We start from the raw sequence: 12,437 nt of genomic DNA on the forward strand, positions 1-12,437 counted from the left end.
CAAATCATGCCATATGTGTGATGCAGTTCAAATATTTAAAGTGATAAAGACCGAAAAACACCGCCATTCCGATCAAATAAACATCAACACGAACAAACAAACCTCAAACTTCGTGAGGCAAGAAGCGGGCCAAAATCATGGCCACAACTCCACCAACAAAAACTCCCGCAGTATTCGCCGCCATATCCAGCACCGATGCCGTGCGCGCAGGCATCATCCAGCCCTGCCACAACTCCAGTCCCGCCCCTAACAGCAGCAAACCGAGCAACCCCCAGCCCCGCATCCGTACCGATACCGCAAAAACCCAAAGCACAGCCAACACTGCAAACACGCCGCTGTGCAACATAAGATCAAAATGAGGGATTACCTGGGGTACAGGACGGGACTTCATGCCCGCAAACAGCGCAGCGCACAGCACAACAATAAACAGCAGGCGTGCGATAAACTTCAGGTAGCGAATTTCTATCACGGAAAAAGTGCGCATCAAATAGCCCGAAAGAGCCCATTAAAAAATATAAAGCCCCAGAGGTTACCCTCCGGGGCTCACCCGAATTCACGAGATGCACCTCACGCGCGAGCGTACCGATCCTCCAGGCGCACAATGTCGTCTTCACCCAGGTAAGAACCAGACTGCACTTCAATCAACTCCAGCGGAATACTACCCGGATTCTCCAGGCGGTGTACTTCACCCAGCGGAATATAAGTACTTTGATTCTCGGTGACCATGAACTCCTTCTCACCACAAGTCACCATGGCAGTACCGGAAACCACGATCCAGTGCTCGGCACGGTGGTGGTGCATCTGCAAGCTTAATTGTGCACCAGGGTTTACAACTATCCGCTTCACCTGAAAGCGCGCACCGTTATCGATGGAGTCGTAATAGCCCCAGGGGCGGTATACTTTGCGATGTACTTGTGCCTCGGAACGCTGCTCCGCTTTCAGGCGCTCCACCACTTTTTTGATGTCTTGCACACGATCTTTAGCCGCAACCATGATGGCATCGTCGCTCTCAACGACCACGATGCTCTCCAACCCCACGGTAGCGATCAGCCTGCCGTCGCTCTGGACGAAACAGTTACGCGTATCCTGTAGGATTACATCGCCACGGGCCGTGTTGCCGTCTGCGTCCTTTTCTGACACTTCCCACAAGGCAGACCAGGAGCCTACATCACTCCAACCGCAATCCATCGGCACGACTACCGCATCGCGGGTGTGCTCCATCACGGCATAGTCGATGGACTCGTCTTCACAGGCCAGGAAGGCGTCTTTGTTCGGGCGTACAAAGTCCACATCGATAGAGGCACCCTGAATCGCCGCCTCACAGGCAGAGAGAATATCCGGGCGGAACTGACGCAACTCTTCAATGTAGCGGCTGGCGCGGAACAGGAACATGCCACTATTCCAGTAGAAGTCGCCACCGCGCAGGTATTCCTGTGCGGTATCCAGGTTTGGCTTTTCTACAAACTCTTCCACTGCGAATGCCGCCTCGGCATCATCCACCGCTGCCGCCTTACGGATATAACCGTAGCCGGTCTCCGGCGCGGTGGGCACAATACCAAAGGTTACTAACTTGCCTGCTTGCGCCTGGGGTATGGCGCGACTCACCGATGCCTGGAATGCCGCCACATCTTTAATTACGTGATCTGCCGCCAATACCAACAGCAAGGGATCCGCTTTATTCCCTTTACCACCCACCGTAGCACGCAGCGCCGCAAGTGCTACCGCCGGTGCCGTATTACGGCCTGCAGGCTCAAGCACGATGCCGCTGTGTGGCGTACGCGACTCACGCAATTGCTCCGCCACGGTAAAGCGGTGGTCGTCACCGCAGATCAGTAACGGCGGCAGAGATTCGATGCCAGCCAGTCGTGCACAGGTGTCCTGCAACATGCTCTGCTCACCCACGAGTGGGAGAAACTGCTTAGGGAACAACTTACGGGAAAGGGGCCAAAGGCGCGTGCCGGAACCGCCGGCCATAATCACGGGTAAAATCATGCTCGTCATTTTGCTTTAAATAGTGTGTTTATTAGTTGCCAACTCAGACCGCATCCGGGTCCAGATACCATTTGGAATGGCGATGTACCGAGGCATCCGCAAGCAACTCGCACTCGGGCCACCAGCGGTAATTACCATGCTGTTGCACCGGCAAAGACTCCAGCGGAATATCCAGCGTCAGCGCATATCCCAGTACCACATAGTGGGTAGAAAAGTCTTCACCGGAAAAGTTGTCAGAATAAAAGTGTTCGTAGGGCCCAAGAAATTCCGCCTCCCCGATAGGAACTGCGACTCCCAGCTCCTCTTCCGTAAGACGAAGAAACGCCTGCGCCATCGACTCATCTTTCACAATCCGGCCACCGGGCACAAACCAGTAACCCTGCGCGGGCCGATTCAAGCGCTGCCCCAGCAGCACCTCACCGGCACCATTGCGCACCACCAGATCAATGGACACCAGCGGTGTCGACGACACCACTGTTTTGAAAGTATCCAGAGGCAATTTACTGGTCATATTCGCTATCAACCCTGGATTAACCCCGAAAATCGTCCTGGTGAGCCAGAAACCACTGATAGGTATCTGCCAGCCCCTGCTCCAGGCTAACGGAATAGCGCCAGCCCAGATCCGCCAGGCGGCTCACATTCATCAGCTTGCGCGGAGTGCCGTCCGGCTTGGTGGCATCGAAGGTAATCTCACCCTCAAAGCCCACCACTCGGGCCACGGTCTCTGCCAGTTCGCGAATGGTGCAGTCTTCCCCGGTACCCACATTAATGTGTGACAGCATCGGCTGGGTGCAGGCCTGGTATTGCTCAGTGGGCAGGTTCATCACATGCACACTGGCCGCGGCCATATCATCGACATGCAGAAACTCGCGCATGGGCTTGCCACTGCCCCAAACCACCACCTCGGAATCCCCAGCCAACTTGGCCTCGTGGAAACGACGCATCAGTGCCGGTATCACATGGGAATTTTGCGGGTGGAAATTGTCATTTACCCCGTACAGGTTGGTGGGCATTACGCTGCGGTAGTCCCGCCCGTACTGACGGTTGTAAGACTCACACAGTTTGATACCGGCAATCTTGGCAATGGCGTAAGGCTCATTGGTGGCCTCCAGCACTCCTGTCAGCAGGGCAGACTCACTCATGGGCTGCTCGGCAAACTTGGGGTAGATACAGGAAGAGCCCAGGAACAACAGCTGCTGCACGCCGGCCGTGTGCGCGGCATGAATAATGTTGCTCTCTATCATCAGGTTTTCATAAATGAAATCCGCCGGGTACGTATTGTTCGCCACAATACCGCCCACTTTCGCCGCCGCCAGATACACCTGATCAATGGCTTCCGCGGCAAAAAAGTCCGCAACCGCCTGCTGGCTCACCAGATCCAGCTCCGAACGCGACCGCAGCACCAGCTCAATGGAAGGGGCCCCCTCCAACTGGCGCACAATCGCAGATCCGACCATCCCTTTGTGCCCGGCGACAAATACTCTCTTCTTCTCAGTCGTCATGCTAGGAATCACTCCATTGCTACACTGATATCGAAACCGTGCTCCTTCAGCAGTGCGTGGCGCTTGGCCTTGTCCAGGTCACCGGCGACCATTTCCGCACACATTTCTTCCACGGTGATTTCCGGTACCCATCCCAGCTTCTCTTTCGCCTTGGACGGATCACCCAGCAGCGTTTCCACTTCTGCAGGACGGAAATAGCGGGGGTCAACCTTCACAATCACATCGCCCACGCTAACCGCCGGCGCCTTGTCACCCTGGACGGAAACGACCGTCGCAATTTCCGCTTCGCCTTTACCGGTAAAGGCCAGCTCAATACCTAGCTCCGCGGCACTCATTCGGATAAATTCACGCACGGAAATCTGCTTACCGGTAGCAATCACAAAATCTTCTGCCTGCTTCTGCTGCAGCATCATCCATTGCATGCGCACGTAATCCTTTGCGTGGCCCCAATCCCGCAGCGCATCCATATTACCCATAAACAGGCACTGCTCCAGACCTTGGGCGATATTCGCCAAGCCGCGGGTAATTTTGCGGGTCACGAAGGTCTCACCGCGGCGGGGCGATTCGTGATTGAACAGAATGCCGTTGCAGGCATACATGCCATAGGACTCGCGGTAGTTCACGGTAATCCAGTAGGCGTACATCTTGGCTACTGCGTAAGGAGAGCGCGGGTGGAACGGAGTGGTTTCCTTCTGCGGGATTTCCTGCACCAGGCCGTACAGCTCGGAGGTGGATGCCTGGTAGAAGCGGGTCTTCTTTTCCAGGCCCAGGAAGCGGATTGCCTCCAGCAAGCGCAGAGTGCCCATGGCATCCACATCTGCGGTGTATTCTGGGGCCTCGAAAGAAACCGCCACATGGCTCTGGGCACCGAGGTTGTACACCTCGTCCGGCTGCACTTCACGTAGGATGCGGGTGAGGTTGGAGGTATCGCTCAAGTCGCCGTAGTGCAGTTTAAGGCGAGGATTGGATTCGTGCGGATCCTGGTAAATATGATCGATACGATCGGTATTAAAAGAGGAAGCACGGCGCTTGATGCCGTGAACTTCATAGCCCTTCTCCAGCAGAAATTCTGCGAGATAGGAACCATCTTGGCCGGTGATACCCGTAATAAGTGCAACTTTATTGGACATGATTACTTCTTCTATTTGAAAATTTAAGGCTTATTAATTGAATTAAGAAATGATACAAAAATCGAGGATTCTGTTTTAAATAACGTTTCCATAGCCGACTAGGCTCGGACAAAAGTCTGTAGAGCCACTCTAGACCTGCCACCTGCATCCAGCGAGGAGCATGCTTCTTGGTACCCGAAATGAAATCAAACGCTGCACCTACACCAAGCATCACACAATTTAGCTTGGACTTTTGCTTGGCCATCCAGAGTTCCTGCTTTGGACACCCGATTCCAACAAAAAGTACATCGAGGTTCGCAGCCCGAATATTTTTAATGACGGCTAACTCTTCTTCATCAGTAAGAGGTCGAAATGGTGGGGAAAACGCATATGCTATTTCTAATTCTGGATACTTACCCTTTAAGCTGCTCACGACACTAGTCAAAACAGCGTCAGAACTTCCACCGTATAAGCCAACCTTTACACGCTTAGAATTGGAAGATTCACAGATGGAATTCATAATATCCTGGCCGCGCACCTGCTGCGCATCGCGATATCCAAGCAATTTTTGCGCCCAAAAAATTGGGCGGCCATCCGGAATTACAAGATCAGCTCGGTTTACGACCTGTCTAAAATCTTCAGAATCAAATGTTTCCATACACATGTGGACATTGGAAACGCATATATATGCGCCCTCTTCTGATTGAGACATGCGAAAAACTTCACGCAAAGTATGGCTCAATGAAGTCACATTCACGTCCATAGTAACAATGCTGGATCTCAAGACTTCCCCCTAACTGCCGCAGCTTCAATTGCCTGTCCATATATTGACATCAAGATGTCGATATTTCTTTCAGGTGTATATTTTTCAAGATACTCATTTCTGGCATTTTCGCCCATCGCATGAGCAGCTTCAGGATTATCCAGCAGCCACTGAACCTTATTAGCAAGATCTACTGAATTGCCTGGTTCAAAATGCAAACCGACGATGCCATTACAGACAATTTCTTCCATACTACCCAGACGTGAGACCAGGGCTGGCGTACCACAGGCAAGGGCTTCCACGAGCACCATTGGAAATCCTTCATACCATATGGACGGCATGATAATAAAATCAGCCCCGCGCATCAGAGAGATCACTTCTTCTTTATTTTTTTCACCTAAATACTCGACGCAATCCCCTGCGCGCTGCTCCACATCAGTGACAAGCGGCCCAGCACCAATGATTTTTAAAGGAAACTTGATTTCCAGCCAGGCATTCAGCAGGGTGTTAACCCCCTTCTCGGCACTCAGCCTACCGACAAACAGTGCATACCCACCCTTTGGATAACTGGCTGAGTCTCTCGTGATTGGATCAGAAATAAAATTTGGTTTTATGCAAATCTTACTTTCTGGCCATCCAGCTTCTATAAATTTTTTCCTGGAAAACTCCGTCAAGGCAATAAATCTATCAACCTTCAAATTCCAGGTTCGAATTGATTTATGCAAAGCCACCATCATTGCCAGCGCGAAGGTGCCAACATAGGATTTTCGATAAACCTTCTTACGAATAGACCACCATACCCCATGATTTATACTATTTTCATTAATTTTTCCTGCATGCATCAGCAATGCCGAAGGGCAAACAGCTCGGTAATTGTGCAGAGTATGTACGACCGGAACGCCAAAAACCTTGCATGCATAGAATATTGACGGCGATAGTAATGGGAAATAGTTATGTACATGCACCACATCAGGCATCTCATTTTTTAAAACTTTCAAACACTTGAAGAAATAATAAAAAGAGAATGGAGTGAAAAGGAATGCCTTTACTTTATCCCAGATTGAAGAAACCTCATGATTCGACACTTCCCATTTGGCTACTCTATACCCACCATTGGTAATCAGTTTTTCTTCTTCGGCCAGGACAGAGTCTTCACCACCGAATATTTTATAGGCATTATGAATCAGTAAAATTTTCACAAAAAACTCTTTTTGAAATACAGTCCAACACCAAAAACCATCAACAATAGTGCTAATCCAATCCCAACATACGCAAAACACCAAGAGAGTAATTGGTAGCCATTCGGTCAATTGAAAATTCCTGAGCCGATACCCTACATCCTTCCTTAAGCGTCTCTAAATAGCCAGGCTCAGAAAGAATCCTAATCGCCTCTTCGGCATAGACTGCGGCATCATTTACGGTAATTTTTCCGTTAACCCCATCCACTAAATAGTCAATTTCTGGACTATGGTATTTAATATCCGTTGTAAGCATCGGAACTTGGGCAGCAAAAGAATCTAAAACTGCAAGCCCAACCAACCCTGGCAAAAGAAATATCTGTGACATCGAAAAATATTTTATTCTTTCAGGTCCAGACACATAACCGACACACTTAACCCAGTCATTATTGCTGGCATAATCATTTACCAAGTGTGAGTCTGGACCGTCCCCTATGAATAACATCTGAAAATTAGGCAATTTTTCTTTAATAATCCCTATTGCATTCAAGAGAAAAGGTATGTTTTTTTCAGCATACATACCCCCACAAAAAATCGCCGTAACGTTATCGTGTATTGAAGACTGGAGTGAGTATCGACGGCGAAGATCTTCGACCGGCTCAAATTCAGAAATATCGATACTGTTTCTAACCACCATGATTTTGTGTGGACAGCATCCACTCGCTGCCAAAATTTCCTTGCCTCTATCTGTGTAGCAGAACCAGAAATCGTAGCCTTTAGATACTATCGACTTGAACCGCTCTTTTATTCCTTGAGGTTTATCTGACTGAAAATTTTTACCATGCCCCCACAATCCCAAGCGAAATTTGTAAAATGGCGACAACAATATAAGAAAATAATTTAGCAAAAGACGATTAGCCTGCTCTACGACAATACCTGTGGCGCCTATTAGATCGCGACACTTAAACCTCTGAACCACCAACTCCTGACCAAAAAAATTCAAATAAATATTTTTTCTATATTCAACCCAAGGCCGATCAACAAATACTGTTTTAGGTACTGCTCCATTCTGCTCTTGTCCAGCAACCACACGCAAACTAATTCCAGACTCCAAAAGCTTCTCGTAAAGCAAGTCAAAAAACGGGACTCTATAATGCGGTAAAACTCTCTGGTAAATAATAACTTTATCCATTTACTCCGCCCAATATTGCTCATTCACAAATCAAATATCTACTCCACACAACGAGATCCCTAAAATTCAGATCAAAAAGTGGACCGACATTTATTGGAAATAAAAACGGCATACAGCCAAAAAAACATTACCTGCGGATACACTAAAACATTATCCGTAAGGAATAGACAAAACAGATATAGCACAAGGGGTAAACTACTGTAGTTTATAGATCGCGATAAGAAGTAGAAAAAGAGTAGAAATAAAACTAAACCACCCTCGAAAAAAATTTTTAATATGTCGCTATGAAGGTTCTTGTCAGCCCCCAGCGTGGCCGCCGACACGAGTTCATAACTCCAACCAAAGCCTAACCCCCAGAAAGAAATCAGCCTTTCAAAATCACCAAAGACATAACTGTAAATATTAAACCGTCCCATGGTGAGTTGATTGGAAGAAACCCCAAAATACCGACCAAAATATTCATCAAAATAACCAAGTGACAGCCCAAATAAAAATATAACTGATACAACTAAAATTAGAAAAAATCCTATCCTAATACGCAGCAACCCTACTCTCATTAATATCGGAACTGCGACTATTGACAGAACGCCAAATAAAACCCCAAGAAAAGCAATTCTCTTAAGCGAAAGCAAAACAAAAAAACACGCGACACTAAAATGACGAAATGACCCAAACTGAAAGTAGCAGATGGCGAAAATACCGAATACAAAGGACTCAGTTCCTTCATACGCTCCAACAATTCCCTCACCGTTCACCTGCCCAACAACCGCCATTTTCAGACAATATAAAAGTGCAAACACATAAAACAATCTATCGAAAAACTTTCTATCGTTTAAAATATCAAAAAATAAAAATGGAATGAATCCTACGAATATAAAAAAAATATCCTTCATTCCTTCGATAGAAGGATAAAAAAACTGCTGTACCGCCCCATATATAACTACAATAACAAATGGGATTACAGCTCGACCGAGATAAATATTACCGAGGCCATGCATTGCCCCATTAAAAACCCAGAAGAATACGACAAAAACGGGAAGTGTGTACTTGACATATCGAGCACCAGGGATCACCCCTTCCAAAAAAGATATATAAATTACGGAAAACAAAATTAACCAAACCAAGTAGTGAGCAGACCTCTCCCCCTTGGTTAGCATTAAATCACTCACGGCAATGAACCACTATTTTTCAAAAAGTTTTTATTGTGCCCACTTTAAAATTTTAGAAAACCTGGATTTCAAGGAATGTTCAAAAATAGCCCTTACTTTGAAATAGCTATTAGCTGAAACGTCACATTTCACTCCGGCCAAGCAACAGCCTATTGCAATGTGAAGTCTGTTGGTCTTTACTCCTTTAGCCGACTTTAGCACTCTTAAGAAAAGGTCTGCTGCCGCTTCCGCCCCATCCGGATCAGTTTTTCTGGTAGAAAGCAGCACAGACAAATCCAAATTACCTTTTGGTAATTTAATATTTGTTTTTTCGCCATCTATGCGATAGGCGGAGAGATGCTCATCACTTAAGCCTTTAAGCAGGGAAAAACGATGGGGCACTAATGGCAACAGGATTGGTCCTCGAAAAAGAAAAAGCTTTGCCATCACGCGGATAAAATGTACAAAAAGCGGGAGAGCTTTGGCGTTTGGAAGTTGAGCAACCCCATCAGCAATTGCCATTGTTGCGTCTTCAGAAAGAATTACGCGGAGATCGTCCCGAATTGATTTGACATATCTGTAAGTTACCAGTTCACGACAGACTATTACCGTACTTTCATGGAGTGACAGCAACAATTCATCCCTATCCGCAATAGTTGCCGAGAACAAAATCATAGGTGCTTTTCCATTAATTTCAGCCACGACTCGATCCAAGACGTGATCATTTCCCACTAAAGCACCATTAGCCATTATTAGATAACAGCGATCAGAATTTATTCCGCCCAAGCGTCTCGGATCCTCGACTTCAAATTCTACATTCATTTTCTTTGCAAAAGAGTAAATCGCATGATTGATTAGTGAATCGCCGGCATTTCCGCAATTGGGCACAATCGTTACTGGCCGCCCGGCTACCGAAGCTGTAAAAGCGTCCTGAACTGAAACAATATTCACGCTATCTCCAAATTTGAGTTTTTACGTTTCAACTTAACAACAAAAAAAATAAGAACAGCCAATGAAACGACCTCGGAAACGAACGCTAAGCCTGCAACACTTGTTGCACCACCCTTGTTCCCCAAGATATGAATCAAACCAATAACATATACGATAGAGCTTGCAAAACTCATCGGAACTTGCTGCCTAACCTCCCCCAAGGCATTCAGATAAAGAGAAAGCAAGCTGCCAATTCCCATAATAATAAAAGCTGCACAGTAGATTTTTAATGTTTCTACCGCGCCAACATATACTTCACCAATTATTAGGTGAATAAACCACTCCGCAAAAACAAATATAGCCACCAGAGGGAGCATATATAGCACCAAAACCAACGTCACATTCTGGAAATATTTTGCCGAAGCCATTAACAAATCACCTTTTGCATAGCAATGTCTGAGCTGTGGCAATGCAGAATTGATGATTCCAAGCAAGATTAATTGAGATGGTCCAACGAGCAATCGACCAACTGCCCAAGCACCAGCTTCTAATGCCCCGGCACTAATTGCCATCACGTAAGGCGCAATACGCTTGCATGCAATCTCAATCGACGCGGCAATAATGAGTGGCTTTCCGTAAATAAAGAGGCCAGACCAAACGTCACTATTTTCTTTTAGTTCACTCAATCCATACAGATTTTTTTTCAAATGAAAAACGGAAGGGATCAGAAGCAACAGCCAAATACCAGCAGTATAACTAACGAGATCTAACTTAAATTCCAAGGTGAACAATAAGTAGCAAACCAGTGGCATAAAAAAAATACTTAAAAAATGAATTTTTATACCATGAAATAAAACATCTAAGATTTGCTGCTTAGCAAAGTACATCCGGCGGTGGAGTTCATGTATCATTCGGACCGCGAGCAACCCCACTCCAGCAAGCCAAGGTGCAATCGAATCCATAGAAAGATAGATTGAGCAAATAAATAACATGGCAGAAGTCAAAATTATCCACCAACCGCCCATGGCAATAGTTGCCATGAACTTTTCCTGCTTATCTTTTACTTCCTGCGTTGCCATAGGGTAAACGAGTGACAACGGCTTTGTCAGCCCAGCGGTAAGCAACAAAAGCATTATTGGGTACAGATTCCATAACAAACCAAACTGACCAAAATCCCCCTGACCCAACACTCGGGCCGATATCGCCATAACTAAAAATGAATATAGAGAGAGAATGCCCTGCTCTCCTATACTCAAAATCGACCCCGGTAATTTACTAAAATTTAACATGATGCACCATCTACAACTAACTAGAACAACTTGCTGTAGGCATTTTCTACTTTAACGCAAAAATCTCGAATAAGGCCCCAAAATGGATAAACCCCATTTCGATTAATGGTGACAAATTTCTTATACGAATATCTTCCCTTAATATAAATTGGCCGACCGGAGTCTAGCGGCCTATCAATTGATTTAAATAGTGACAGCCATTTTTTAGTGATAATTTCTGGTGAAAATGTATCACTCACAAATTTCACACCCTCTGCACCCATTATTGATGCCTCTAGAGAAGTAGAAAATAAATAAACTACCCGTTCTACAAACTCCTTATCACCATCAACCAGAAATCCTGTTTTATCGTTTACCACAGTATCAACCATTCCAAATTTTCGTCGCCCGACGACAGGTAGACCTAAAGACGCACATTCCAAAACACTTCCTGGGCAACACTCAGTTAGTGCCGTTGGATTAGGGATACCAACAACACATTTCTCCATAACTTCAAATTTTTCATGGCCAAGCAGCCCGTGAAATATGACACCATGCTCTACCGGCTTATTCCCCAAGTAACTCAATAATTTTTTTTCGTATCTAGAGTCCGCAATACCTAATGGACCCAAACTTGCTTTTTTATCATATAAAGCACCAGACCCAATTACATGTAGCTTGGCTTCTGGACATGCACGCTTCACTTTTGGCCACAACCGAAGCAATCTATGCAGTCCTTTACTTGGAATAATGCTACCGATATATACAGCAGAGCAACTTTCCTGATCTGCACTTTTGGACTTGGGAACCATGTAGTGCATATTAAATATGGCACTACTTTTTTTGAAACATGTCGTATCCGAAGCAAGCTGTTCCTGCTCCTCACCACAGAATACAACACGCTTCACTGCCGTATTATTTCCTAACTTGTTTAATACCGAGCGAGGTAAATGATTGTGGACCCATACAACTACAGCCACCTCAGTCTGCAGTAGCAATGGGGAATTCAGAATATCTGCTCCACCACGGATAACAACTATATCCAGCTTATCATTCAATACAGCCTGGTGGAGCTCGTGGTCTCCACCTTTAATACACTTAACTTGTAAGGGTGGAGGCATCGATGCTTCAAAATTATTGTGATAGAGCTTCACTGCCATCTGATTTGAACTGCTGGCCAGCTCGTTTGCCAATGCAAGAAAGCAGTATTGCGTCCCACCAATCCCCGGGTTTCCTTTTTGGGGACTTGAACCATCGTACGCACCGGCGTGAGCATCATTAACTACCAATCCAACAGATAGCAATTTATTATTACTCACGCCTCAAACCTCACAATCTGTACGTTAGCCCAGACT

12 protein-coding genes are annotated in these 12,437 nt (G+C 46.3%); all 12 read right to left on the reverse strand.

Features of this window, described 5'->3' with window-relative positions; all coding sequences use genetic code 11:
- Positions 1-103 precede the first annotated feature (103 nt).
- Positions 104-484: a hypothetical protein gene (locus M0G74_RS14050; protein ID WP_248218567.1), complete on the reverse strand. Its 381-nt coding sequence runs from the start codon at positions 482-484 to the stop codon at positions 104-106.
- A gap of 83 nt (positions 485-567) precedes the next feature.
- Positions 568-1,992, reverse strand: coding sequence for a mannose-1-phosphate guanylyltransferase/mannose-6-phosphate isomerase (locus tag M0G74_RS14055; RefSeq protein ID WP_248218579.1), 1,425 nt, complete (start codon positions 1,990-1,992; stop codon positions 568-570).
- A 43-nt stretch (positions 1,993-2,035) separates the two neighbouring features.
- On the reverse strand, positions 2,036-2,503 hold the full coding sequence (locus M0G74_RS14060) for a GDP-mannose mannosyl hydrolase (protein ID WP_248218582.1): 468 nt from the start codon (positions 2,501-2,503) through the stop codon (positions 2,036-2,038).
- Positions 2,504-2,522: 19 nt separating this feature from the next.
- On the reverse strand, positions 2,523-3,494 hold the full coding sequence (locus tag M0G74_RS14065) for a GDP-L-fucose synthase (protein ID WP_248218597.1): 972 nt from the start codon (positions 3,492-3,494) through the stop codon (positions 2,523-2,525).
- An 8-nt stretch (positions 3,495-3,502) separates the two neighbouring features.
- The gene (gene gmd, locus M0G74_RS14070; RefSeq protein ID WP_248218609.1) at positions 3,503-4,624 is read right to left on the reverse strand and encodes a GDP-mannose 4,6-dehydratase; all 1,122 of its coding nucleotides are present in this window, start codon (positions 4,622-4,624) and stop codon (positions 3,503-3,505) included.
- Positions 4,614-5,387, reverse strand: coding sequence for a WecB/TagA/CpsF family glycosyltransferase (locus M0G74_RS14075; RefSeq protein ID WP_248218618.1), 774 nt, complete (start codon positions 5,385-5,387; stop codon positions 4,614-4,616). The genes gmd and M0G74_RS14075 overlap by 11 nt, the downstream gene beginning before the upstream one ends.
- Entirely contained in the window at positions 5,384-6,676 is a 1,293-nt protein-coding gene (locus M0G74_RS14080; protein ID WP_248218624.1) for a glycosyltransferase family 4 protein, read from the reverse strand. Before M0G74_RS14080 ends, M0G74_RS14075 begins: the two co-directional genes overlap by 4 nt.
- Positions 6,618-7,736, reverse strand: coding sequence for a glycosyltransferase family 4 protein (locus M0G74_RS14085; protein ID WP_248218626.1), 1,119 nt, complete (start codon positions 7,734-7,736; stop codon positions 6,618-6,620). Before M0G74_RS14085 ends, M0G74_RS14080 begins: the two co-directional genes overlap by 59 nt.
- Before the next feature lie 71 nt (positions 7,737-7,807).
- On the reverse strand, positions 7,808-8,905 hold the full coding sequence (locus tag M0G74_RS14090) for a hypothetical protein (RefSeq protein WP_248218631.1): 1,098 nt from the start codon (positions 8,903-8,905) through the stop codon (positions 7,808-7,810).
- A gap of 30 nt (positions 8,906-8,935) precedes the next feature.
- The gene (locus tag M0G74_RS14095) at positions 8,936-9,835 is read right to left on the reverse strand and encodes a polysaccharide pyruvyl transferase family protein (RefSeq protein WP_248218635.1); all 900 of its coding nucleotides are present in this window, start codon (positions 9,833-9,835) and stop codon (positions 8,936-8,938) included.
- Positions 9,832-11,103 carry a hypothetical protein gene (locus M0G74_RS14100; RefSeq protein WP_248218643.1) on the reverse strand — a complete coding sequence of 424 codons (1,272 nt, stop codon included), beginning with the start codon at positions 11,101-11,103 and terminating at the stop codon, positions 9,832-9,834. Before M0G74_RS14100 ends, M0G74_RS14095 begins: the two co-directional genes overlap by 4 nt.
- Before the next feature lie 20 nt (positions 11,104-11,123).
- Positions 11,124-12,401, reverse strand: coding sequence for a glycosyltransferase family 4 protein (locus M0G74_RS18395; protein ID WP_248218645.1), 1,278 nt, complete (start codon positions 12,399-12,401; stop codon positions 11,124-11,126).
- Positions 12,402-12,437 lie beyond the last annotated feature (36 nt).

The sequence above is a fragment of the Microbulbifer sp. CAU 1566 genome (assembly GCF_023156515.1).
Taxonomy (GTDB): Bacteria; Pseudomonadota; Gammaproteobacteria; order Pseudomonadales; family Cellvibrionaceae; genus Microbulbifer.